This is a genomic window from Hahella ganghwensis DSM 17046, from assembly GCF_000376785.1.
Lineage (GTDB): Bacteria > Pseudomonadota > Gammaproteobacteria > Pseudomonadales > Oleiphilaceae > Hahella > Hahella ganghwensis.
The window spans coordinates 1-25,084 of the sequence record NZ_AQXX01000138.1 but is presented as its reverse complement, the minus strand read 5'-3'; the positions used below and the strand labels follow the sequence as shown (position 1 = coordinate 25,084).

Annotated in this window: 24 protein-coding genes and 1 tRNA gene; 14 read left to right on the top strand and 11 right to left on the bottom strand. The window is 49.7% G+C overall.

Annotated elements, in window-relative coordinates; genetic code table 11:
* Positions 1–31: 31 nt before the first annotated feature.
* Together F566_RS0125615 and F566_RS0125610 are read right to left on the bottom strand one after the other, a co-directional pair.
* On the bottom strand, positions 32–1,384 hold the full coding sequence (locus F566_RS0125615) for a cyclic di-GMP phosphodiesterase (protein ID WP_020409898.1): 1,353 nt from the start codon (positions 1,382–1,384) through the stop codon (positions 32–34).
* A gap of 160 nt (positions 1,385–1,544) precedes the next feature.
* Complete coding sequence (locus F566_RS0125610) at positions 1,545–1,859, bottom strand: TraR/DksA family transcriptional regulator (protein ID WP_211210707.1); 315 nt, start codon at positions 1,857–1,859, stop codon at positions 1,545–1,547.
* 151 nt (positions 1,860–2,010) lie between these two features.
* On the opposite strand from F566_RS0125610, the gene F566_RS35820 reads away from it, so the two are divergent.
* From F566_RS35820 to F566_RS0125595, 4 genes are all read left to right on the top strand, one after another.
* The gene (locus tag F566_RS35820) at positions 2,011–2,535 is read left to right on the top strand and encodes a type 1 periplasmic-binding domain-containing protein (RefSeq protein ID WP_157497092.1); all 525 of its coding nucleotides are present in this window, start codon (positions 2,011–2,013) and stop codon (positions 2,533–2,535) included.
* 26 nt (positions 2,536–2,561) lie between these two features.
* Positions 2,562–3,095, top strand: a complete 534-nt coding sequence (locus F566_RS35815) for a type 1 periplasmic-binding domain-containing protein (protein WP_020409896.1) — start codon at positions 2,562–2,564, stop codon at positions 3,093–3,095.
* A gap of 274 nt (positions 3,096–3,369) precedes the next feature.
* A complete protein-coding gene (locus tag F566_RS0125600; RefSeq protein ID WP_020409895.1) occupies positions 3,370–3,795 on the top strand; it encodes a hypothetical protein in 426 nt (141 codons plus the stop codon).
* 210 nt (positions 3,796–4,005) lie between these two features.
* Complete coding sequence (locus tag F566_RS0125595; protein ID WP_020409894.1) at positions 4,006–4,914, top strand: prenyltransferase; 909 nt, start codon at positions 4,006–4,008, stop codon at positions 4,912–4,914.
* A 50-nt stretch (positions 4,915–4,964) separates the two neighbouring features.
* Here F566_RS0125595 and F566_RS34090 read toward each other — a convergent pair whose 3' ends face one another.
* A complete protein-coding gene (locus tag F566_RS34090) occupies positions 4,965–5,558 on the bottom strand; it encodes an oxygen-binding di-iron domain-containing protein (protein WP_020409893.1) in 594 nt (197 codons plus the stop codon).
* 246 nt (positions 5,559–5,804) lie between these two features.
* Here F566_RS34090 and F566_RS0125585 point away from each other — a divergent pair, with 246 nt between their 5' ends.
* A complete protein-coding gene (locus F566_RS0125585) occupies positions 5,805–6,557 on the top strand; it encodes a helix-turn-helix domain-containing protein (protein ID WP_020409892.1) in 753 nt (250 codons plus the stop codon).
* 61 nt (positions 6,558–6,618) lie between these two features.
* On the opposite strand, the gene F566_RS0125580 is transcribed toward F566_RS0125585, so the two are convergent.
* The 4 genes from F566_RS0125580 to trhP form a co-directional block, all read right to left on the bottom strand.
* Complete coding sequence (locus F566_RS0125580) at positions 6,619–6,834, bottom strand: hypothetical protein (protein WP_020409891.1); 216 nt, start codon at positions 6,832–6,834, stop codon at positions 6,619–6,621.
* A gap of 298 nt (positions 6,835–7,132) precedes the next feature.
* Positions 7,133–8,506 carry a pyridoxal phosphate-dependent decarboxylase family protein gene (locus F566_RS0125575; protein WP_020409890.1) on the bottom strand — a complete coding sequence of 458 codons (1,374 nt, stop codon included), beginning with the start codon at positions 8,504–8,506 and terminating at the stop codon, positions 7,133–7,135.
* Positions 8,507–8,843: 337 nt separating this feature from the next.
* Positions 8,844–9,698, bottom strand: a complete 855-nt coding sequence (locus tag F566_RS0125570) for a hypothetical protein (protein ID WP_020409889.1) — start codon at positions 9,696–9,698, stop codon at positions 8,844–8,846.
* A 328-nt stretch (positions 9,699–10,026) separates the two neighbouring features.
* On the bottom strand, positions 10,027–11,376 hold the full coding sequence (gene trhP, locus F566_RS0125565; protein WP_020409888.1) for a prephenate-dependent tRNA uridine(34) hydroxylase TrhP: 1,350 nt from the start codon (positions 11,374–11,376) through the stop codon (positions 10,027–10,029).
* A gap of 243 nt (positions 11,377–11,619) precedes the next feature.
* Between trhP and doeB2 the strand changes: the two genes are divergently transcribed.
* The 4 genes from doeB2 (at position 11,620) to F566_RS0125545 (ending at position 17,003) form a co-directional block, all read left to right on the top strand.
* Positions 11,620–12,795, top strand: a complete 1,176-nt coding sequence (doeB2, locus tag F566_RS0125560; RefSeq protein WP_020409887.1) for a N(2)-acetyl-L-2,4-diaminobutanoate deacetylase DoeB2 — start codon at positions 11,620–11,622, stop codon at positions 12,793–12,795.
* Between the two features lie 172 nt (positions 12,796–12,967).
* Complete coding sequence (locus tag F566_RS0125555) at positions 12,968–14,245, top strand: aspartate aminotransferase family protein (protein ID WP_020409886.1); 1,278 nt, start codon at positions 12,968–12,970, stop codon at positions 14,243–14,245.
* The gene (doeA, locus tag F566_RS0125550) at positions 14,242–15,570 is read left to right on the top strand and encodes an ectoine hydrolase (protein ID WP_020409885.1); all 1,329 of its coding nucleotides are present in this window, start codon (positions 14,242–14,244) and stop codon (positions 15,568–15,570) included. The genes F566_RS0125555 and doeA overlap by 4 nt, the downstream gene beginning before the upstream one ends.
* 62 nt (positions 15,571–15,632) lie before the next feature.
* A complete protein-coding gene (locus F566_RS0125545) occupies positions 15,633–17,003 on the top strand; it encodes an NAD-dependent succinate-semialdehyde dehydrogenase (protein ID WP_020409884.1) in 1,371 nt (456 codons plus the stop codon).
* A gap of 57 nt (positions 17,004–17,060) precedes the next feature.
* Here F566_RS0125545 and F566_RS34085 read toward each other — a convergent pair whose 3' ends face one another.
* The 3 genes from F566_RS34085 to F566_RS0125530 form a co-directional block, all read right to left on the bottom strand.
* Complete coding sequence (locus tag F566_RS34085; protein ID WP_020409883.1) at positions 17,061–17,825, bottom strand: nucleotidyltransferase domain-containing protein; 765 nt, start codon at positions 17,823–17,825, stop codon at positions 17,061–17,063.
* A 55-nt stretch (positions 17,826–17,880) separates the two neighbouring features.
* Positions 17,881–19,056 (bottom strand): slipin family protein, encoded by a 1,176-nt coding sequence (locus tag F566_RS0125535; RefSeq protein WP_020409882.1) that lies wholly within the window; start codon positions 19,054–19,056, stop codon positions 17,881–17,883.
* Positions 19,057–19,338: 282 nt separating this feature from the next.
* Positions 19,339–19,411 (bottom strand) — tRNA-Lys (locus F566_RS0125530).
* A 293-nt stretch (positions 19,412–19,704) separates the two neighbouring features.
* On the opposite strand from F566_RS0125530, the gene rtcR reads away from it, so the two are divergent.
* The 4 genes from rtcR to rtcA all read left to right on the top strand — a co-directional run bounded on the left by rtcR (position 19,705) and on the right by rtcA (position 23,982).
* On the top strand, positions 19,705–21,321 hold the full coding sequence (gene rtcR / locus F566_RS0125525) for an RNA repair transcriptional activator RtcR (protein ID WP_020409881.1): 1,617 nt from the start codon (positions 19,705–19,707) through the stop codon (positions 21,319–21,321).
* Positions 21,322–21,586: 265 nt separating this feature from the next.
* Complete coding sequence (locus F566_RS37030) at positions 21,587–21,739, top strand: hypothetical protein (RefSeq protein WP_020409880.1); 153 nt, start codon at positions 21,587–21,589, stop codon at positions 21,737–21,739.
* The gene (locus tag F566_RS0125515) at positions 21,729–22,943 is read left to right on the top strand and encodes an RtcB family protein (protein ID WP_020409879.1); all 1,215 of its coding nucleotides are present in this window, start codon (positions 21,729–21,731) and stop codon (positions 22,941–22,943) included. Before F566_RS37030 ends, F566_RS0125515 begins: the two co-directional genes overlap by 11 nt.
* Before the next feature lie 40 nt (positions 22,944–22,983).
* Positions 22,984–23,982 (top strand): RNA 3'-terminal phosphate cyclase, encoded by a 999-nt coding sequence (gene rtcA / locus F566_RS0125510; protein WP_020409878.1) that lies wholly within the window; start codon positions 22,984–22,986, stop codon positions 23,980–23,982.
* Positions 23,983–23,997: 15 nt separating this feature from the next.
* Here the strand turns inward: rtcA and F566_RS0125505 are convergent, their stop codons facing one another.
* A complete protein-coding gene (locus tag F566_RS0125505) occupies positions 23,998–24,678 on the bottom strand; it encodes a substrate-binding periplasmic protein (RefSeq protein WP_157497090.1) in 681 nt (226 codons plus the stop codon).
* Between the two features lie 186 nt (positions 24,679–24,864).
* On the opposite strand from F566_RS0125505, the gene F566_RS0125500 reads away from it, so the two are divergent.
* On the top strand, positions 24,865–25,084 hold a 220-nt coding region (locus F566_RS0125500; protein WP_020409876.1), incomplete at its 3' end, for an IS5/IS1182 family transposase.

Genomic DNA, 25,084 nt, shown 5'->3' with positions numbered 1-25,084 from the left:
TACCATCAGCAATTTGTTATGACTGATCCAACTAGAAATCATTATCGCCAGTCCCTTTCAGCACCAGGCCTTTCTCCAGGTATCCGCGTACGTCCACACCATAGGACCCGTTTGCCAACTCATGGGCAATAGCGTACGGCTGATCATGCTCGTCACGCGCATTATTCATCAGGTCCACTACACGTTCATGGCAAACCTGTTTATCCGCATTCAACACCAACAGAACTTTGGGTTTCAGTTTATTATTTTCATCCGTCGACAGGACAATGCCCACTTCGCCATTTGTCAGTTGAACAATGGAGCCAGGAGGATAAATACCGACGCATTTGATGAACTCAAGCGCCAGCGTCTCGTCAAACTGGGTTCCTTTGCATTTATAGATGATATCCAGGGCCTCCATGGAGGCCCTGCCGCTGTCATAACAGCGATTACTGGTGATCGCATCATAGCAATCGGCAAGTGAAATCATTTTGGCAAAGTAGGGGATTTGATGCTCTTGCAGCTGGCGAGGGTATCCACGCCCGTCAATCCTCTCGTGATGGCTATGGGCAACATCAATCGCAATACGATCTTCGGTAGACAGATTGATGAGCAGATCCCGACCGTATACTGTGTGGAGCTTCATAATTTCATATTCTTCATCCGTAAAGCGTCCTTCCTTGTTAAGTATATGGTCAGGAATTTTGGATTTCCCCACATCATGAAGAAGTCCTGACAGAGCAACTTTCCGGATATCCGTCTCATCATGGCCCAGATGTCTGGCAAAGGTGGTGGCCAATATACAGACATTGAGGGCATGCTCCGCCGTGTAGTCGTCCTTCTCCTTGATCTTGGTCAGCCAGACCAGCGCATCTTTGTTTCTCAACACGCTGTCCACAACCTTGTTCACTGCTTCCCTGGCCTGATTCATGTCGATCATACGGCCCAGCCGGATACCACTCATGATATCCTTGACTGTCCCCTTGGCAGAGATATATGTATTCTCCGCTATGGGCAATTCCTGCTGGACATTGATTTTACTGATGTAAGCTATTTTTCTCTGCAAGGTTGGAGGCGCAGAGGTCCCATTCGTTCTTCCTGTTGGGGGAGGGGCAGATGAAGCCTGGACAGCTTTTTGACGAGTTACACGGGCAAATAAGCCTTGCTTTTCCCTGCGACGTTCCCGACCAGTCTGCAAAGGAGGAGGGGACGATTGAATGACTTTGGCTTCAACAAACACATACTCACACTGTCTTTGCAGAGCTTCGATATCCTCGATGGAGGTGATCACGAACCCCTGCATTAAGAAGTCGGTTTCTATCCAGTCCCTGTCCAAACGCACAACATGCATCCCTAACTCCAGCTCCTGCACAGGAACCTGAAGCTCTTTGGTTTCAGCGACCATCAACTACCCGCAATATCAAATGTCGACAGGTGAATTGTCACGCCTGCCCGCGCCCATTCAGGGTTGCAGGAACACAGTCCCGAAAAGGGACCTTTATAATATATAGACCATACCAGCCAATCTATCCAATCTGCTGATTGGAGCAGTAGGGAGTTTGAGATCAATCAGCGCAATTCACACAACGGGTGGATTCGGGCATGATTTCCAGCCTCCCCGGTTGTATATCCTCGCCACAATGATCACAGATGCCATAGGTACCTTCGGCAATACGCTGCAATGCCGCTTTAATACGTTGGATGGACACCTGGGTTTCATTACCCAATTGATCCAGGACTTCATCATTTTCCCGCTCCTGAGCCTTTTCCGCAGAATCGCTGGAATGCTCTCGGGTGGCATCCTGTTTGATTTTTTCAAGCCGGGCCTCCAGCTCTACCAGCCGGGTATTCAAATCTTTTTCAATTTGATCAGTATCCATCGCCATTACTCACCAGACCTTACAGTTGTTCTATTGCCAGCATAGCACAGAGTTCCTTACAACGATTTTCAGGCCCGCCTGACTTATCCACCACCTCTATCGGGAGACAGATAACAGTTCATAAATTCGGCTGAACAATTTGCCGGTTCAGATGCTAATCTATAGGGGACAAATTACCGGTTACCAGAATATGCACGCTGCGCTGCTGTTTTTGCTCTGTCTTTTCATCTCTCAGAAAGCCTTACCAGACTCCCTCCCCGGAGAAGCTGGAGCAACTCCGTGGATGGGGCCGACATCCGGCCCTACAGGACAATCCGGTAAAAACATTATCTTTATTTCACAGGACTCCAAGAACGGCGGTATATCAACGCTGTTTCGCCACTTCCAACTGGCTGCAACAACGCTGGAGTGGTATGTCGATTACATAGACGGCGAAAATAATCTTGCGACAATTAAGGCCGCGCTGACCGCTGCCGAATATTCCCCTGCTCACGCCGTTGTGCTCGGTGGAATATCCCTGAGCAGCGTGACAGAGGAGGTAAGCGCGGTAAAAAAGCCGGAAAGTTCATCGTCGGCTGGCACGCCACAGCCGAGCCGGGTTCGACCGATGATCTCTATATCAATATCGCCACCCCCTCCCAAGAGGTCGCAAGGCTTGCTGCTGAATACATCATAAATGACAGTCTGGGGAAGGTTGGAGTCGTGATATTCAATGACCCACGTTTCGAAGTGGCAAACGCCAAAACCAGAAAAATGGCAGACATCGTTAATGAGTGCTCACGCTGCCAACTTCTCTCCATTGAGAACATCAGCCTGGGCGAGACAGTGGCAGAGGTCCCCAAAGCCGTCGACCGGCTGATTACGAAATTCAGTTCCTCCTGGACTCACAGTCTGGGTATCAATGATCTTTATTTCGATTCAATCACCTATCCGTTACGGAAACACGGACGCAAAGATATCCGTAATATTTCAGCCGGGGATGGCTCTTTCCTTGCTCTGAGCCGGATACGCAGTGGCCTCTCCACCCAGGTCGCAACTGTTGCTGAGCCTACCGGACTACAGGGCTGGCAGCTGGCAGATGAGCTGAATCGTGCTTTTGCCGGTGAACCTCCCAGCGGCTTTGTCACTCAACCGATCCTGGTCACCGTTGATGTGCTCAACTCTGCTTCTGACATCTATGATCTGGGGAATGAAATTCCCTACAAGCAGCGCTATCGGTCTATCTGGTCAAAGTGATTTACTTCTGGCTGGGTGGTGCAACTCTGGCGACGATGATAGCGAAGTCTCAAGCCCATATAGCTCCATGAGATCCGAGAGTTGAGGCAAGGTTGGCGTTGTGGGGTATGTAGTCATAGTAGAAGCAAACCATTTCACTCATTAATCATCTTCCTTGTCAAAAAAAAGATAAGGAATTATCACTATTCATCCCCTTTTAACTGGATTTTGCAGTTGTAATAATTACACTAGCGCCTCTTTTTATCATGCGACCTCCATAGGATGTATTAATAATATGGACACCAGAGTTTCGGCATCGACCATTATCAAAACCCTCTCAGTACTAGTTCTGTTGCTTACCATCTCGGCATGCACAACAAACCGCTATGTAAATTCACCGGCAGAAGATCATGAAAGGTTTCGCTGCGCCATCGAAGAAGATATCTGCGGTATTCAGTTTAGCGTTGGCCACGTTGCCTACAAGGTCCACAAAATCGCAGACAACAAATACCGTACTGTCGGAGAAGTCAGATTTAATCCTGATGCCACAGGAGATTTGCATGTCACTTTCTATATGCTGTTCATGGACGACAAGCAAGTCGTATTCGAAAGACGAGTCAAGACAGCCACTGCCGATGGCACTTTTGACTTTGAAGTAGAGACACCTAAGCCAGTCACCGCGTCAACGCTGGCAAATGTGCGGCTGATGATTAGAAGCTAAACATCTCCGACATAAGGGGCGATTCATAGCAATCGCCCCTGACATCATTTTCCACTCCCTTCGCCTCCAACTACACCTGTTTGTTTTCCCATACCTGATCGCACGTTAGCCGACCACGCAATTTCCCCCTTTTTAAATCTGTTCTGAATCAAACCAGAATCATTGACTTATGCTAAGGTAAAACGAGGTATTAATAAGAGTCTGTCCAGCATGTCGACTGATAGCACCGGCAAATCTATCAGCCCGGTTCAAGCCGCCGCAGGCGTCATAAGAATCCCCTTCCTATCCCTGACTATTGTTTGCATATTCCTGGGTATTGGTTTGGCATTGCACTACCGGGACTGGGTCGAACCCTCCCGAATTCTCTGGATTCTTATCGCAGCTCTGTCAGCACACGCAGCCGTGAATGTTCTAAATGAATATGAAGACTTCAAAAGCGGCCTGGACATGAATACCCGCCGCACACCATTCTCCGGGGGAAGTGGCACTTTACAGGAATCACCGCAATATGCAGGCCTGGCCAGGTGGTTAGGTATTGTCTTCAGCCTGATCACTCTGATTTGCGGTGCTTGGTTGGCTTACACTTCCGGCCCCTGGCTCTGGGGACTCGGATTGTTGGGAATGGTTCTGATCTGGACCTATACAACGACCCTGAACAAGAATCCCTGGCTTTGCCTTGCTGCACCAGGATTAGGATTCGGAATATGCATGGTCATGGGAACAGAGTACGCAATTACCGGACACTTCAGTTGGGGAGGGCTGGTCATGGCGCTGATGAGCAGCGGACTGCTGCTTTTAAATCAGTTCCCAGATCGAGAGGCTGATGCCCGGGCTGGCCGCCGGCACCTGATCATTCAGTATGGGCACGAAGCTGGCGGCAGGGTCCTGATCGGAATGTTGACCAGTGCCTTTTGTCTGCTTGCCATTGGTGTGCTTTGGAAGGCACTACCGCTTGCGGCGGTGATATCACTGTTGCCTTCCGCACTATTGATAAAAATGCTGCCTTTGATTCTTGATCACCCAAACAACTCTGAAGACCTGGTAAAGGCGATGAGACAGAATATTCTACTGGTCAACATCACCCCCGTGCTTCTGGGTCTTGGCATTATATTTGGTTAAAACCGGTTATGATTGGCGTCAATGACCGGGCTCCTCATGAGTGGGGCAGGCTAGCAGATCAGGTCCACGCCACATTCCAGGCATTCAAACCAATCCAGAAATGCCGCCACTTTGTCCCGACCGACAAATGCTTTGCCGTGTTGAGGCACCATTGTTTCCACATCCAACTGACGCACTTTATTGACCCATGCTCGACAGGCTCTATTGGAGGCCATATAGCGACGATGAAAGCCTTCCATTAAAGGGATATGGTCAGCCATGTTTTCCACCGGGACATGATCCTGCCCTGGTGTCATCGCCGCGCCAACATCTCCGGAGAAAAGAATCTTGCTGAGTGGGTCATAAAAGTGAAAGTTACCAACAGAATGAAGAAAGTGGGCTGGTATCGCCCGGATGAATGAGTTCCCCAGTCTGATATTGGACCCTTCATCAGGGATTTCCACCATCCGGTTATCCAGAGATTTTTGCATTTTACCCGACACAAAACCCGACACCAGATGCGGCAGAAAGCGACTCCATAACCTGGAGGTAACAACCTGACAATCCGTGTGCATGAGCCATCTGGGCAATGAGGTGATAATGTCTGGATCCTGGTGAGAAGCGAACACATACTTCAGGGAGTGAATCGAGATATGCTTAGACATTATCACGCACTCCTGTGGGGCATCTGAAATCCAAAAGGGGCGCTATTCTATGGTGTCAGATCCAGTGCACCAGATGACTGGGATCAATTAAACTTCAATTAAGATCGCGACTTATTGAAGATGGTCGCAAACGGGCAAGAACAACCTGTCTGAAAATTTCAGCGAACCCGCCGGTGATTTCTGCCGGGTAACGTGTAACACTCTCCTTTTCAGTATTTACAGCCAACCATCGGAATATTAACGACAATGCCGCAAACTGCACCGCTGATTGACACCATCAAACGCGTACTCAAAGCCCAGGGAAAAACCTATGCAGATGTCGCCCAGGTGCTTGATTTATCAGAAGCCAGTGTAAAAAGGCTGTTCGCTGAGAAAAACTTTACCCTGCAACGCCTGGATAAAGTCTGTGAGTTTCTGGGCATGGAGATTTCTGATCTCGTCAGGACCATGGAATCCAGTGGAGAAAAACTTACCGAGCTGACAGAGGAACAGGAAAAAGAACTGGCAGCCGATACGAAATTGTTGCTGGTCGCTATCCTGCTACTTAACAAGTGGTCAATTGATGAAATTATTGCCACCTACCAATTGGATATTCACGAGGGCATCCAGTTACTGGCCCGACTGGATCGAATGAAATTGATCGACCTGCTTCCGGGAAATCGGGTGAAACTGAAAATATCCCGAAACTTTTCCTGGCGGAAAAACGGACCAATACAGCAGTTTTTTGAGGAGCAGGTACAAGCGGATTTCTTACGATCTCGTTTTAACAAGGCAGGGGAGAACAGGTTATTCGTCAGCGGAATGCTATCCAGGCGCTCTAATGAAGAAATTCAGCGGCGAATGAAAAGATTGAATACGGAAATAATTGCACTGCTGGCAGAAGATGAATCATTGCCGGTGGAAGAGAAGTTCGGTACAGCCATGGTCATGGCGTTACGTCCCTGGGAGCCCAAATTATTTGAGGCCTTGCGCAGGTCGCCTTCAACCAAGAAGTTCTGACATTAACAGAACAAGTGGACGCGTCGCAGAGAGGAAGACGATCACTCTGCGACGCGTTCTCTTACATGGGTGGGTCCTCACCATTTACCCGCTTTACGGGATTGATCTCCTTTACAGAAGGAGTCAGGTCCTTCTCAATGGGTTGAACCCTGCGTCCTATCCGTTCCAGGCCAATGTCCTTCAACAGGTAGTCTTCCAGGTGATCAACACCTTCGGCACCAGAACCCACAAACAGGCTAGAAACAGATTTAGATAGAAAATGCTTGAATTTCCGCATGACGTATTCCTCTCGAAAAAGGACCGGGAACACATCGGGAAATGGGACGAATAACGAATTTGAACCAGGCCGCGATGCATTCCGCGGCCGATGGTATATTAAGGGGTTATCGGCTCACGGATAAGCGTTGTACGACAATCTCGTACACACTGAGTGACGGAATGTTTTCCTTGATACATCCACATAACGCTTATCCTTAGGTAAACAGAATGGCTAATAGACTCTATCTGGGATCATACAGCAATACGCACTAGTACCTAACGCTGCCATTTGTCCTGTCTAAAGTCACCAGGCTTCCTCATGAGCGAACCAAATTCTGCAGCAATTGGCACACTCTATCGACATCCTCGGCTCTGGTCTGCCAATTACTGAATGCCGCTCGGATAGCCGCCTGCCCCAGCCACTCCCCTGGAGTCAGATAAACCTCACCGGTTTGATTGAGTTGCTTCAAAAATCGCGTCACATCGCTCCCCTCCAGCTTTGTCGGTTTGAACACCACCACATTCATCCGGGCTGGTTTCAGCAGGGTAAAATCCTCAGAGCTCTGCAACCAGTTGGCGAACTGCTCTGCTTGTCCGCAATTAGCTCGTACGATGTCTCTGATTCCATCAATTCCATACGCCTCCAGGGACATCCATAGGGGTAGGGCACGAAAACGACGGGAGTTTTCTATCCCCAGGTTCATGAAGGAAGGGATTTTACTTTCAGTTTTCAGATAGGCTGCGTCTGCGGCACAACTTTCTCTCAAGACCTGCGAATGGCGTGTAAAGAAAATGCCGCAATCGTAGGGTACATTCAGCCATTTATGCGCATCAGAGGTGATAGAGTCCGCGTTTTCCAGACCATGACTCCATGCTTTCTTTTCAGACAACAATCTGGCAAACAGGCCAAACGCAGCATCCACATGCAGCCAGGCTTTATGCTGCTGACAGAGGTCTGCTATCAGCGCCAGATTATCAAAATCATTTCCTGTTACAGTCCCGGCACTGGCTACGACGATTTTCCCCGGGCTGGACGACGCTGCCAATTGACGCTCCAGATCCGACACATCCATTGCTTCAGAGTCCTTCAGGCAGGCCACTGGCCGCCAGGCTTTTCGCCCCAGCCCCACCATTGCCATGCATTTCAAGGTACTGGCGTGAGGCGTTGCTGAAAAAACCTCAATATCGCTGCCGGATAATCCTTCTTCCGCGATATCAATACCTTGTTGGTATCCAGCGAACTGACGTCCACAAGTCAGACCAAGCATATTGGAGGCAGTTGCCCCCGTAGTTAGTATGCCAGTGAAAGTATTCGGTAGATCAACCATTTCCAGTAACCACTCCATAGTCTGCTGCTCTATGGCCGAAGCGATACTGTCTCCCGAACTTCCAACATTCTGGTCAATGGTTGATACCAACCAGTCAGCTAGCTGAGCTGCTGTCGTCGTACCGCCGGTAACAAAGCCCCAATACCTCGGCCCGGCCGAGCCCGAAAGATGTGGAGCTATCAGCTCTTTGAAGGTATTAAAGGCCTCATTGAACCCACGACCGGATTCAGGAACTGATCGGGGTAGGGGAACCGGATCTGTCATATCCGCTACTGACATGTCCGGAAGTCTCTGATTAAAGGCCGCCGCCCACTGACAGACCTTGTGAGCCAATACCGTAAATTCACTGAAGTCATTCAGCATCGGCGATGAATCCGGTAATTCATCAAAGGGTGTATTCGATATAGCGAATCTCCTGCAAGCCAGATGTTCTTTTGGCGATGAATTTATTGGAACAGATAAGTGATTAGAACAAAGTGTCTTTTTATGGTGGCTCGACCAGGAGGGTCGATAAAAGGTACAGATCGATTATTTCAACAACAAATCTGTCATGCAGGGAAAGATATATCAGGACTTGAATATTGGGTATTGGTAAAGAAGTATCGGTAGTTATGTAGCGATAGTTTGGAATTGTGAGCGCGGGTAAGGCGGTCAGAAGTAAAACCGGCTCCTCCAGGACGGAGGTGCCGGTCAAATATGATTACATACGGCGATGAATACGTGCAGCGGTTTTAGCCCGCTCATCCAGCTTAGCCATAATATCACGCATTTCCTGGGCCTCTGCAGCAGCCTGAGTACGCTTCTGAGCCTCCATTTCTGCTTTTTGGGCAGCAATGGCTTCGCGGATACGTTTCTCTTTCGCGGACGAACCTGAGCGTCCGGATGCCAGCTTAGGCTTATCTGCCTCAGATACAGTGCCAGAAGATGACTTTGCGGCAGCCGCTTTCTTTCCAGTGCCTGTCACTTTTCCAATCGCAGAGGACGCCGGTTTTTTGGCCGGAGACTTACGATTGGACTTCAGACCTGCACGTCGCCTTGCTTCGATACCGGCAATCAAAGCACGCATTTCTGCGGCTTCTTCAGTTGAGCGAGTATGTCGTAAAGGACCAGGCTCTGCTTTCTTCGGCTTGGCTTCAACCTTGGTCTCAACCTTAGCCTTGTCTGACTCTGAAGCCTTGCTGACCGGTTCATAATCTTCGTCCGGATCTCCGGACTCCATAGCCTGCTTCAGCTCTTCAAGCTCTTTCATTACAGCGCTGGCGGCTTTGGTTTCCACCTTTCGTGCAGCAGCCAAAACCGGTCTGATTGGCAGAGCGCCCAAATCTTCCATGGCTTCGGCCAGCATCTCGCGTAATTCTTTGGGGTTGTCGGAATAGCCCCATTCTTCCAGCTTGAACGCATCGACACCACTTTGGCGCATTGTTTCAAAAAATTCGCCCATGGCACCTTCTGCTTCCTTGGTCAGCAGACTGTCCCAATGGTCTTCCAGTGACTGGCGGGTGCTTCCTGCAAAAACTTTTCCTGAAACCTTATCGGTAGCAGTAAAAACGATCACCAATAACCTCTTCTCTGTTCTTCTCGTTGATTCGGCACAAAAAGGTCGCGCATTATAATTGGAATTCTTTAAAAAATAAGGATTGACGGACACATAATTTTCGGCAGGTAGACAAGAGATAACTGGGTGACTCATCCGAAATGACAAGGCAATCAGTCAGTTAGCGAATCTTTTGAAAAAAGGTAAAAAAATGAAAGTGTTAGGCTAAGTGGTTTTACTTACGATCGCTCACCGCGAAGGAAAAGTTTCCCTCGCGGAGGCTGCAGACAGGAGATTGAAGGGGACAGAGACCTTAACCCGGCAGAATGTCATTTTCAGACGATCATGATCAAACCATCTCCCGCATCAACAGCGAGTACTTACCGACGTCTTTCACCTCCTCTGGCAATCTGAGCCTGACACGGTGCCCGGACCCCGGGGCTGCATCAACTGACTCGCCTTTGGCATTCATTAATCCTTCAAGCTGAAACCGGGTATTACCGCCAGGCGACATGAGCTCCAGTGTGTCACCTGGTGCAAATCTGTTCTTCACTTCCACAAGTATTTCATTCTGACCTGAATGATAGTCGAGAACCTCACCCACAAACTGTTGACTCCCCAAAAGCGAGGTCCCGGTTTCATAGTTCTGATATTCGTCATGCACATGTCGTCGATAAAAACCCTCTGTGTATCCCCTGTGGGACAGTTTTTCCAGAGTATCCATCAGTGTCATATTGAACGGTCTGCCAGCGACTGCGTCGTCAATGGCTTGTCGGTATACCTGGGCTGTACGGGCCACGTAGTAATGGGATTTGGTGCGCCCTTCGATTTTCAATGAATGCACCCCTATTCGACAGAACTTTTCCACATGTTGAATCGCCCGGAGATCCTTGGAATTCATGATGTAGGTACCGTGTTCATCTTCAAACGCCGGCATGGCTTCACCGGGACGACCCTGCTCTTGCAACAGAAACATCTGGTCAGTGGGCTCTCCCTTCCCCAACGTCGGACTCTGCTGAGGATTCCAGACTCCAGGCTCATCTGCCACGGCCGGAATAATATTACCCGCGCCATCCTGATCTGCCGCCGTCGCGTCATACTTCCAGCGACATGCATTTGTGCAGGTTCCCTGGTTGGGATCACGTTTGTTCATATAACCGGATAGCAGACAGCGACCTGAATAGGCAATACACAAAGCACCATGAACAAAGACTTCCAACTCCATTCCAGGAACACGTTCTCGGATTTCTGCGATTTCATCCAGTGAAAGCTCCCGGGACAGAATCACGCGTTCCAGACCCATCCGCCGCCAGAACTCTACCGCAGCATAGTTGACAGCATTGGCCTGTACCGACAAATGCACCGGCATATCAGGCCAGGCTTCACGAACCATCATGATCAGACCCGGATCAGACATGATCAGCGCATCCGGCCCCATTTCCACAATCGGAGCCATATCCTTGAGAAAGGTTTTTACTTTGCTGTTATGAGGGGCAATATTCGCAGCCAGGTAAAACTTCTTGCCGGAATTATGAGCGATGCCGATACCTTCTTCGAGTGTCGGCAGATCAAAACTGTTTTCCCTGACCCGAAGACTGTACCGGGGCTGACCGGCATAGACAGCATCCGCGCCATAGGCGTAGGCAAATTGCATGTGTTTAAGAGAGCCTGCGGGAGACAGGAGTTCCGGTTTGAACATAGTGATAAACCATTTGAAACATAAATGGCGGGGTATTCTAAGGCTAAGCGGTTCAGCAAAATTGATCAGGCTCAATTTCCATTAAAGTTTGGAAAAACCTTGCAACAGTGCCGTGGATGAAACTAGTGTAAAAGGACTGGATGTTTTTTTGTCCAGCCACCTGCAATATGCAGTATCAGGTGGCGGTATGCAGAGATTAAAATCCTGCCAGTGTTCACAAGTCCTGGTGAAGTGTGAGGTCACGTGTCGCAGCAACATACCAACTCCTGGAATGAAATTATTACCACTTCGGTCAGCTTTCGACGAGAGCTACACCGTTACCCAGAACTGGGATGGTCCGAGGTCGAAACCGCTGAGCGAATTCGTCAAAGGCTGACTGCGCTCGGCATCCAATGGCGTGAATGTGCCGATACCGGAACTATCGCGGTGCTCGCCTCTGACAAACCCGGCCCCCATATCGCCCTGAGAGCGGATATTGACGCTCTGCCTATAATTGAAAAGTCTGGCGTTGACTGGACCTCAGAACATGACGGCTGCATGCATGCCTGTGGGCACGACGGACACACTGCCACGCTTTACAATACGGCCCAGTGGCTGAAACGGTATGAAAGTGAACTTCCCGGACCTGTAACCCTCCTGTTTCAACCAGCAGAAGAGGGCGGGCATGGCGCCAAACGCATGATTGAAGATGGCGCTCTGGAAGGTGTCAAAGCGATCTATGGATGGCATAACTGGCCTGCCATTCCGCTCGGGCAGGTGGTCTGCCCTGATGCGGCAGTGATGGCCGGCAACGGCACCTTCCAATTGACAGTCCAGGGAGCAGGCGGGCATTCCAGCCAGCCAGAGCTTTGCCGTGACCCTGTATTGGCCGGTTCTGCCATTGTTCTCGCGCTACAGCAACTGGTAAGTCGGCGCCTCCCGGCACAAAGTGCCACAGTCATCAGCGTCACTTCATTCGATGCCAAAAGCGGCGTCACCGTAATCCCGGAGAAAGCCATACTGGAAGGTAGCTACAGACTGACAGACCCTGATGACAGGCCTTTGATCGATCGTCTGATAAAAGAAATTGCCGAGTCGACCGCTCAGGCTTACGGCACCACATGTATGGTTGAAGTACATCCGCGTTACCAGCCAACCATTAATCATGCAACAGAGGCTGAAAAATTCCGAGAGGCTCTGGTAGACGAATTCGGCTCAGGAACTTTCGATAACACTATCCGGGTTCCCATCATGGCATCAGAGGATTTTAGCTATTACCTGAATGAAATTCCCGGAGCCTTCGCCCTGATCGGATCGGGTACTGACGAGATACGGCATAACGTTCCCTGTCACAGCCCGAAATACGATTTCAACGACGCGCTGATTCCACATGTCACGCGTATTTTAGCTCGTCTGGCAGGAGCGCCGCTACCGGATTGACTGCTACGGGCCCAACAGACAAATTCAGTACTGGCGGTAATACGCCAGCTTTACAAGCCGATTTCACCATCGGCATATCAGGGATGTTTCCCGGTTGTTCACCGAATTGATCACGGCCTGAACGCTCCGGCGCGAAACATCTTCATTCATAGCTCAACCTGGGAGGGCTGTCATGAACGTGTTTGAAAAATGGGAATCGGATATCCGCGGCTATTGTCGACTGTATCCTACCGTCTTTACCAAAGCCTCCAATGCGAGGCAGGTGGATGAAGAGGGCAAGTCCTACATCGATTTCTTTGCCGGTGCCGGTGTTCTCAATTTTGGTCACAACAATGAGCGAATGAAAAAAGCGCTCATCGAGTTCATCCAGAATGATGGCGTTGCCCATAGTTTGGACATGTACACCACTCCCAAACGTCAATTCATCGAAACCTTTGTTCAAACGATTATGGAACCCCGTGGCATGAATCATAAGATGATGTTCATGGGACCAACGGGCACCAATGCGGTGGAAAGTGCCATGAAACTGGCACGTAAAGTCACCGGACGCCAAACGATTGTGGCATTCAACTCAGGGTTTCACGGTATGACTCTGGGGGCATTGGCAGCAACAGCTAACAGCTACTTCCGTAACGCAGCCGGAGTACCGTTAAACCATATTCTGCGCCAGCCGTTCGGATGCGAACGCCCATGCGTCGATTGCGATTTGGGCTGCGGGTTACAGTCGGTTGACCGCCTGCGCGCGTTTTACGCAGATGCCTCCAGTGGCCTGGAACCGCCAGCCGCATTTCTGGTGGAGTCGGTACAGGCAGAAGGCGGCGTTCATGTCGCCAGCCAGGAATGGCTGCAGGCGATTGAACAATTGGCGCATGACCTGGGTGCATTGTTTATCATCGATGACATTCAAGCGGGCTGTGGACGTACCGGCTCATATTTCAGCTTCGACAACATGGGAGTCGATCCAGACATTATTACACTGGCCAAAGGCATAGGCGGTTTTGGAACACCTCTGGCCATGAACCTGATTAAACCAGAGCATGACAAACACTGGTCTCCTGGCGAGCATACAGGGACTTTCCGAGGTCAGGGCCTGTCCTTTGTCGCCGGCAAAGAAGCACTCTCCTACTTCCAGGATGATGCTCTGATGCAGGAGGTTAAGCGCAAAGGTGCTTTGATGCAGGAACATTTGCAGGGAATATGCAGCGAACACAGTGCCAGACATTTTCAGGTACGTGGTAAAGGCATGATGCAAGGGATCGATTTGCGTGACGGGAGCATCGCCAAAGCTGCCGCTTCGATCTGCTTCGAATCAGGCCTGTTGTTAGGTGCCTGTGGAACCGGCGGCAAAGTACTGAAGCTGATCCCGCCCCTGACGATTCCAGATGAAGACCTCAGTGAAGGCCTGTCCATTCTTTCGGACGCAATTGCAAAAGCATTGGAGGCAGCATGAGACAGCGTGATGATATGACTTTCCCGTTTGAGGAATATGTTCGTCGGCTTCAGGCCCTTCGCGATAGAATGGCGGACAGGTTACTGGATGCCGTGGTCATTACCGATCCGGAAAATTTAATGTATCTGACCGACTATCAAACCACCGGCTATTCATTCTTTCAGGCCTTGGTCGTCCCGCTCGAGAACGAACCTTTCATGATTACCCGAGCCATGGAGGAATCCAATATTCACGCCAGAACCTGGCTGGAGCTGACCCGCCCTTACCCTGATACTGGTGATGCCATCCAGATGCTGGTGGAATCTCTGCGGGAATTTGGCTTAACCGGGAAAAACATCGGCTATGAGCGTAACAGTTATTTCTTCCCCGCTTACCATCAGGACAGTATACACACGACCTTTTTGGATGGTCGATTGATGGATTGCTTTGGCATCGTCGAGGAGGGGCGAGTGTGTAAGTCTGCTGTCGAGATCGATGTCATGAAAAAGGCGGCCTATGCTACAGAGCAGGGCATGCTGGCCGGTTTTGAAGCCTGTGAGGCCGGTGCGACTGAAAATGATATCGGTGCGGCCATTTCAAATGCCATGTTTAAAGCCGGAGGGGAACCTCCGGCTGTCATGCCTTATGTCACCTCTGGTCCGCGATCTATGATCGGCCATGCGACCTGGGAAGGGAGAACCGTACAACCGGGCGAGCATGTTTTCCTGGAAGTTGGAGGGTGTTACCGCCGTTATCACACAGCCATGATGCGCACTGTGGTACTCGGTAAGCTAACAGACTCCATGCACCATGCACAGGAACGCATGAAGTATGCATTGGAGGAGGTCAAGTCGCTGATCCAACCGGGCCTTACAGTCTCCGACGTGGACAATCTGATACGCAATATCATTACCGATAACAAGGTGGGCGCACGTCTGATCACCCGTTCCGGATATTCCATTGGCATCGCATTTCCGCCAAGTTGGGACGAAGGATACATCGTGAGTCTTAAACAAGGAGACTCGCAAGTACTTCGCGAGGGAATGACGTTCCACATTATTCCCTGGATGTGGGGCGTGGACGGCGATAAAACTGTCGGGATTTCAGACACTATTCACGTGACCGCAAAGGGCTGTGAATCATTTTTCACCCTGGACATGGATTTCGTTGTTAAGCCTGAATCTCGGGCCACGTCGAAAAAGCAACATTCTTCTGGTGATGTGGATCGGACCGATAAAGAGAGTTCATCTGCTGCCTCTGATAACGATGAAAAAGCACCTCTGAAGGGTGGCAATGGAAAAGGCGGGAGAAAAAAGCAGGACTCCTCTTCGGCAGCCGCATCCTGATCAATTGATTCACCGGGGTGTCCGGAGCTTCTTCGAGGCACCATATTTGAAGGAGAATAGTCATGCTAACTGCAATAAATCCGACCACAGGAAAAGTGCTAAACGAGGTCGAACCAGCAACTCCTGATCAAGTGGAAGCCATCCTAAATAAAGCGCATAACGCCTTTCAGGACTGGCGTAAAACAAGTTTTGAGCAACGTGCACAAGTCCTTCGCAATGTGGCAGATCTCATGCGTAAGGAAATCAACAATCTGGCACCGTTGATGACAGAAGAGATGGGCAAACCCATTAAAGAAGCCCGTGGAGAAGTCCAGAAAGCGGCCTGGTGCGCAGAGCATTATGCCGAACATGCAGAATCTTATCTCAAGAGTGACATTCTCGGTTCCGACGCTTCCCTGAGTTATGTTCATTATCTTCCTCTGGGAACCATTCTGGGCATATTGCCCTGGAATGCACCATTCTGGCTGGCCTTTCGATTTTGTGCTCCCACCCTAATGGCGGGTAATACCTGCATTATGAAACATGATCCACATGTTCCAGCTTGCGGTATCGCGATTGGAGAGCTATTCGAACGTTCAGGAGCGCCTAAAGGCATCTTTCAGAATCTTCCATTGGAAACATCAAGAGTCGAACCAGTTATCCGGGATAAACACATTCAGGCCGTATCATTTACTGGCTCAGACAAAGCAGGAGCAGCCGTCGCATCCATAGCAGCTTCAGAGATCAAGCATTCAGTTCTGGAACTGGGAGGTTCAGATCCCTGCATTGTTCTGGCAGATGGGGATCTTGAGCAGGCCGCTGATGTGATTACATTGTCACGCATTATCAATGCGGGCCAAAGCTGCATTGCAGCCAAACGGATTATTGTGGAAGAGCCCGTTTACGACAGAATGGTCAAACTTCTGAAGGAACGTCTGGAAGCCCTGAAGGTGGGCGACCCGAGCGACGAAGCTACCGATATTGGACCAATTGCCCGAGGTGATCTGCGAGATAACCTGCACCGGCAAGTTCTGCAAACAATCGAGGCGGGGGCAACCTGCCTCTTGGGAGGCGAAATTCCCGCTGGAGAAGGCTTCTTTTACCCGGTCACCTTATTGGTGGATGTCACTGAGTCCATGGCGGCTGCGTGCGAAGAAACCTTTGGGCCTGTCGCGGTAGTCATGAAAGCCAAGGACGAAGAAGACGCCATAAACATTGCCAACAATACAGAGTATGGGCTGGCCGCAGGCGTGTGGACAACAGCGAAAAGAGGTGAGCTAATCGCTCGCCGGTTGGATACCGGGCAAGTGGCCATTAACGGCATTGTCAAAACGGATCCACGCTTACCCAGTGGCGGCATCAAGCGTTCTGGCTTCGGCCGTGAATTAGGTCCCCATGGCATTCACGAGTTCGTCAACGCCCAGCAAGTTTGGGTAGGTCCTAAGCAGGAGTAATCCAGAGCCCTGCGTTTAAAACCTAATCTCAGCTAATTATCAGAAAAACTCTCCGGGTTATCCGGCCCGGAGAGTCTCAAGAAACAGTTGATCGAAAGGAGCCGGTTCCATGACCTTCGCCCGTTCCAACTGTACAACGTCCAGTTCAGCCAGCAAACCCTCAACAAAACCCTCAATTTCGGGCAATCTTGGGACCTCAGTTTTCTCGGCTGCCTGTGCCTTTAATTTCAACAGCTCCTCGATACAGGCGTTGACCTGCTCAGACATCTTGATGCCATTTACCAAATCCATAAACAGAATCGGCGGCATCGAGGTCCTGGAAATGTCTGCAACCCAGTATGCGCACATCGCTGTTCTAAGCACATAGAAGTACCGTTTCAGCGGTACAACTTCAGCCGATTGGATTTTACGCCAATCATGCCTGGCCATTGAGCTGTAGTGATGCATCAAAGCGCGGCGGTCCAGGCTCTTCAGCGCCAGATGTCGCACCTTATGCAGGAACCCTTCGTCCGCCCGATACACAATAGGCGAATGCAACCATTCAAGTAGACTGGGGTTACTTTTACGCATCAGCAATAGCGCTTTACGCAAATCCCAGCCGTTCACATCCAGCTCATCCACTATAGGTTCTTCTATGACATCACGATGCTGGCCGATAGAAAGACATCGAGTCTCTGGGTGAACATAGAGGAATCGCACATCATAGTCGCTGTTAGGAGATGTAAATCCCCAGGCACGACTACCTGATTCGCATGCGTACAAAATGTCTACACCATGCTCCCATTCAATCTTTTCCAGGGCTTCATGTATTCTCTTTTCCATTGTCGATACTCATTACTACCTAACTTCACTTTTTCGGAATTCCTGCAGACAAGCATCAGGGAGACTGCTTGCCTGACTGTTTTCCAGGGGCTTTAACAAATCCTTTGCCTGCAATACTCACCAGATCATTCATCAGTCCATCCAATCCACCATAGACAGTCAGATGACCGATACGATCCGCGACTTTTTCCAGCGCTTCCAGTTCCTTGAGGCGCAACAGTACAGGATTCCCTTCCATCATCTTGGCAGTGTTATGCAGAGATCGGGTGGCCGCCGTTTCTTCACGGCGTCGTATCAGGTTCGCTTCGGCAGTCTTCTGTGCCTGAACTACCTGATTCAGAATCTCTTTCATTTCACCAGGCAAAATGATGTCTTTCACCCCCACCTGCTCCAGCTCTAATCCGATAGCCTGAAAACTTTCGGTAACCGTTTTGGTAATCGATTTGGCAATGGCGCTCTTATCTGCCAACAACTCATCCAAAGTCCGGGTTCCGATCGCCTCCCTTGACGCCAACTGCAACCGGCGGTAAACATAGTCGGCAGAACTTTTTACTTTAGAGCTGACGGCTACCACATCTACGATGCGATATACCGCATTCAGATTCAGACGCAGACTCACCCGGTCTTTGGTCAATATTTCCTGTCCGGACACCTCCAGGCTTTGCCACTTTAGATCATGTACCTGTGAACTCAGTTCTCGGTTAAAGGTCCAGTAACCATATCGACCCGCTTTCAAAAGGCTCACCAACTCCCCATCCACAAACAGCATTCCCATTGATTGCTCAGGAACCGTGAGTTGTATCCAGGCACGGCGGTTGCCGACAGTATCCAGACCAAGACGATCCAACTGAGACATCAGCTCAGGGGCCAGGCGATAACTCTCAGAGATATCAACAGCTTCAACAGTAATATTGATGGCTGATTTCCAGGTGACCAATCGGGCACCAGGCTCCAGCAGGCTTTTAATCTGCCCGTCACGTCGCACAATCCCAACTTCATTCAGGCCAATCATGGTGACATCCACTTCCTGCCGGAAAGTATCCAATGTCAATAACACATCCAGTTTCGGATGGCGTACTTCAACTTCTTTCAAAGAACAGGTTTCTGCCATAAAGCGCTTCTTCGCTCCCCAAAAGCGATACCTACCGGCATCCAGTACCCGAAACAGATGTCGATCCCGGTACAACAAAACTTTTTCATCATCTGCCACATCAATAAATTGCCAGAACATCTTACTTCTCCTTGGCTGTATTCTTTTTTGGAATTTGTAAAAAAGTAACCTGCGAGGGGAGACAGGTTTGCATACGGTGAGCACGACTGATTCCCCATGAATCTGTCAGTCATCCCTGACCTTGTAGTGCTGACAGCATGCGCTCACAACCTCACGACTCGCAGGCCTTGTATGCCTGATTTCTGCCGACAGCCAAACTGGCAGAATTCTTCATACAGATTTGGGCCGGAGCCCAATTACTATCGTTTCTGCTAGGACCCTAACCTAGTGGCCTATGGCCGGGCGTTTGAGTGGGATTCGAACCCACCACCAATTGATTAAAAGTCAATTGCTCTACCTGATGAGCTATCAAACACATGAATGTCCCGGATGTCCGTTTCGACTCAACCGGCGGCTCTGTCGGTACATCCCTACCCAACGGGGGAATGCCAGTCTGATCTCCAGAATCAGCACCGCTGCCAGATACCACATTCACCATTGCTATATCACAGCTCGTGCCAAGACCTTTATAAATCGCCAAATATTTATTTATCTTATTGACTAAAAACACTTTTTTAATAAACATCAGATAATTAGATAGCATTTGACCGATCCCCAAAAGCTATCGATAATGATCTGATTCAATCATTAATTATCTTTTTGGATCGTATGAAAACTTCGGGGACCAAGAAAACCGTCGTCATAGGCCTTCTCGGCACAGTCATGGACAAACGTGGTAAGGGGGTCAAGCGCTGGAACTCCTGGCGCCCGACTGTTGGCATATTTATGCAGGAAGATCTGTTGGTGGATCGTGTCGAACTGTTACATGACGACCGGGATAACCGTCTTGCCAATAATGTCGGCGCAGATATAGAAAGCGTGTCACCCAGTACGGAAGTCGGCTTACACAATATTCAGTTCAGAGATCCCTGGGACTTTGAAAACGTCTACAGTACTTTGCTGGATTTTGTGGAAAGCTATCCTTTTAAACCTGAGGAAGAGCGTTATCTTATCCACATCACGACCGGGACCCATGTTGCACAGATATGCTGGTTCCTGCTCTGCGAAGCCAACTACATTCCTGGCTCGTTACTCCAGACTTCCCCAGACAGAGGGGATAAATCTGTTGCCGGCAACTACCACATTATTGATCTGGACCTATCCAAATATGACGCGATCAGCTCCCGCTTCAAACGCCAGCAACTGGAAGGCACAGAGTTTCTGAAATCAGGGATTGCCACTCGTAATCATCGATTCAACAATATGATCCAGCAAATCGAACGGGTTGCGATTCGGTCTCAGGCGCCAATACTCATTACCGGCCCCACCGGAGCAGGGAAATCCCACCTGGCCAAAAAAATCTATGAGCTCAAACATAAACGCAGCCTGGTGCAGGGCGAGTTCGTCGCCGTCAATTGCGCTACTCTCCGCGGAGACAGTGCCATGTCGGCACTATTTGGTCATAGCCGAGGAGCCTTTACAGGCGCACAAACCGCACGCAAAGGTCTCCTCACCAAAGCAACTGAAGGCCTCCTGTTTCTGGATGAAATTGGCGAACTCGGGCTGGACGAACAGGCCATGCTGCTTCACGCCATCGAGGAAAAAACGTTTTATCCTGTGGGTTCAGACAATCCGGTTATCAGTGACTTCCAGTTAATAGCTGGGACAAATCGTGATCTCCAGAAACAGGTGCAGGGTGGTACTTTCCGTGAAGACCTCCTTGCCCGCATTAACCTGTGGAGTTACCAACTACCCGGACTCAAGGACCGCCGCGAGGATATTGAGCCCAACCTGGATTTCGAGCTGCTAAAGATAGAGCAACAGATGGGTCATAAAGTCAGCTTCAACAAGGCCGCAAGACAACGCTTTATTGAATTTTCCCAGCAAACTGATTCCCTGTGGTCAGGCAACTTTCGTGACCTCAATGCCTGCGTCCAACGTATGGCAACGCTATCTGATGGCGGCCGCATAAACGAAGCCCTGGTCACCGAGGAATGTGAACGGCTAAAACAATACTGGCAAAAATCCCACCAGGATGACGCACTTCCGGCCCTGGATGAATTTTTCACGCCTGAACAGATCACGGAGATCGACCTTTTTGATCAATTACAGTTACGCCAGGTAATAGCAATTTGCCAGGAAAGTCGCACGATGTCTGACGCCGGAAGACAGTTATTTAATCGATCAAGACTGAAGAAAAGCTCAACCAATGATTCACACCGACTGAGGCAGTATCTTTCAAAATTTGGGTTAAGCTTCGAGGAATTGCAGAATCCTCGCGCTTGAGCCTACGTTATAAAGAACCTCTTTCACTACCAGCCATCGCTCTTAGCACGCTGGCAACTGACCAGATTTCAGTAGCCAGCATTTCCATCTCCTCAAGATATTCACGGATAAATATATAGATACACTGTTATCTATTCAGATAATTGTTTCTCATTCAAAGATTACACAGCTTAATTTTTTTATAATTAAATCAGACATTAAAAAATTCCACAGAAATTGGCATTCATCTTGATATACACAGATCAACTTTCGACGGAGCGATGAGATGAAAAGCAAAAAGCAATGCCCCGGGGCTGCTGCTACCGAGAGAGAACGCAAGGCTGAGGCGAAACGTATCTATTTCGACGACCTCAAGAAGCAACAGATTCAAAAAGTAAGTATGAAATTAAGTAGTCAAGGAGAATTCCATGCCCATTGAAATTATGAATGTGGATAAGGGCGTACCAGTGAAGAGCTGGACCGTTGGTGTCCCTTTTGAGCCAGAGGCTCGCCAGCAATTGAAAAATATTGCATCACTTCCTTTTGTCCATAAATGGGTAGCCGCGATGCCGGATGTGCATCTGGGTAAAGGGGCAACAATTGGTTCAGTTATCCCAACCTCGGGAGCCATTATCCCAGCGGCAGTCGGTGTGGATATCGGATGCGGGATGATGGCGGTCAAAACAGACCTCCATGCCCACCAGTTACCAGATTCACTAAAAGAACTTCGCAGCAATATCGAACGCGCTGTGCCACATGGCCGCAAACCTGGAAAGAGAGATCCCGGAAGCTGGCAGGATTTACCAGAGGATATCGCGGCACGCTGGAACAGCGAACTGGCTGACCGTTTCAAAGTACTATGCGAAAAACACCCGGTGCTGAAAAACACCAACAACGCCAAACATCTTGGAACTCTGGGGACAGGCAATCACTTCGTCGAAGTCTGCCTGGATGAAAACAATGCGGTTTGGATCATGCTGCATTCCGGATCGCGGGGAGTCGGAAACCGGATTGGGGAGCACTTTATCCAGCTTGCCAAGAAGGAAATGGAAAGGTTCTTTATTCAGTTACCGGACCGAGACCTTGCGTATCTGGCAGAAGGTACCGATTACTTCAATGACTACGTTGAAGCCGTCGGCTGGGCGCAGGATTATGCACGAATCAATCGACAATCCATGATGCAAAGAGCTCTGAATGCACTGGCTCAGACACTGAACAAACCTGTCATCGGCGAAATGGAAGCGGTGAACTGTCACCACAACTATGTACAGAAAGAAAACCATTATGGTGCCAATGTATGGCTGACCCGAAAGGGCGCTGTCAGTGCACAGGAAGGACAACTGGGGATAATTCCCGGCAGCATGGGCGCACGCTCGTTCATTGTGAGAGGAAAAGGAAATCCCGAGAGCTTCTGTAGCTGCAGCCACGGCGCGGGAAGGGTCATGTCTCGTACCCAGGCCAAGAAACTGGTCTCGGTAGAAGAACATGCACAGGCCACAGCTCATGTTGAGTGCCGTAAAGATGCAGCCGTGGTGGATGAGACCCCGCGAGCCTACAAAGACATCGATTCCGTCATGGCAGCCCAGTCTGATCTGGTTGAAATCGTGCATACATTGAGACAGGTCGTTTGTGTAAAAGGATAAACACGCTCGACACGAAGTTTTAACAGGAAATTTAACTTATATGGAAACAATCAAAATTGACGGGCGCATGGGTGAAGGTGGAGGACAGATTCTCCGCTCGTCACTGACCCTGGCAATGCTGTTCGGCAAAACCGTGGAGATTCATCATGTCCGAGCCGGAAGGTCTAAGCCCGGCTTGATGCGCCAGCATCTTACCTGTGTGAAGGCCGCTCAACAAATCAGTGGCGCTCATGTGGAAGGTGCGGCGCTTGGTTCATCGCAACTGACGTTTTCTCCCGGCGCAGTTAAGGCTGGCAACTATCACTTTGACATCGGCAGTGCAGGCAGTACCACTCTGGTTTTCCAGACGATTCTGCTTCCGTTGTTGCAATGTACAGATACATCGACAGTAGAGTTTATCGGTGGAACACATAATACCGGAGCACCTCCGCTAACATTCATCAAACGCTCATTTCTGCCACTATTGCGCAGTATGGGTGGCAAGGTGGAAATCAAAGCAGAGCGCTGGGGGTTTATGCCGGTAGGGGGTGGAAGATGGAATGCTGTGATCAAACCATCACAACTGATGCCCATTCATTGTCTGGAACGCGGAAAGCTGATCAATTCCCGAGTGACAGCCTACGAGGTGGGTCTACCCAACAGGGTGGCTGAGCGGGAAGTAAAAAAATACCAGGCAATCAGTCCGATCAAGGTCGATGAGTATCGGATAAGACAACCTGCAGCCGGATCTCCAGGCAATCTGATTAGCCATGATCTGGAGTTTGAAAACAGCCGAATCTGCCTGACCCATCTCGGTCGGCTAAGAATCAGTGCCGAAAAAGTGGCAAGTGAGCTGGCGAGTAGAGTGTCAGACTATGTTAACAGCACTGCTGTACTCGAAGAGTATCTGGCTGATCAGATTATGCTACCCATGGCTGTTGCAGGCGGTGGGCAGGTGGGCTGCGGGCCGTTATCACAACATGCAGAAACCAATATGGAAGTCATCAGACAATTCACCGGCAAAGGGTTCAGTTTCAACAACCGTGTCCTGGCATATTAGTGAGTATCCTGCCTCTCAGGGATTAAAATAATGCTGATACAGTTTCTCATACTTACCAGAGGCCTTGAGCTTGTCCAGAGCCTCTTCCCATTGTTTTGGTGCCAGGAGCTCAAACTGCCTGCTGGCGGATATCCACAACGGTAGCGTCATCAACACTTCTCCGAACTGGAGTTTTTTTCCATTTCCCAGTTGCTTCCAGCCGTATACCGCTTCGGGTTGCGCAGTAAAGATGGCGGTGACGTAACCGGTCTCCAGAGCGCTATAAAGCTCTTCCCCGGTCAGGGGAACGTAGGGGATATTCAGCTTTGATAACCGTTCTTCCTGTGGCGTCCCCTGGATGACGCCGATACCACGGAAATCTCTGGCCTCCTTAAAGCTGTTAATAACCGGTCGTCCCTGTATGGAGATAAACATGATCGGAATATCAAAGACTTTGCACAACCACTGATATTGCTCTTCACGTGTTTTGGTTCTGCCAAGTGGAAAAATAATACCGAGTGGATCTTTTTGCACCATGTACTGGGCTCTTATCCAGGGTAGATAGTGAACCTCAGGAGCCAGCTTAAGGTCATCAATAAGTGCCGCAACCACTTCATTCAAAAAGCCAGGGGATTGGTTGTTGCTGGATGTATATATAGGCTCGTCTTCCAGATAGAAGACAATCTTGTCGTGGGCAATAGCGGAGGAGACTGTCATACAGAAGCAAGACACTGCGATAAGGAATATCAGTCTCATAATGGTGGCCAACAGATACCTTGCCAAAATGATGGTTAATAATGTTTCTAACTATAGGTTGATTAAGACAAATTATCTAAGGAGGCTCTGAATAACTCCCCAAATCAGTCATAATACGGCCAACTTCACTCATCAGGAATACTATCCATGGATCAGATGACTTTCTCCGAAGCTGAATACCAGAATAAGAAGCGTAAGACCCGCCGGGAAATCTTTCTGGAGCGAATGGATAAGCTGATCCCATGGAAACGCATGGAAAAGAAGATCGCCCGCTATTACCCCAAGGGCGAGAACGGCCGCCCTCCGTATCCGTTATCCACCATGCTTCGTGTCCACTGCATGCAGCTATTTTATAACCTCAGCGATC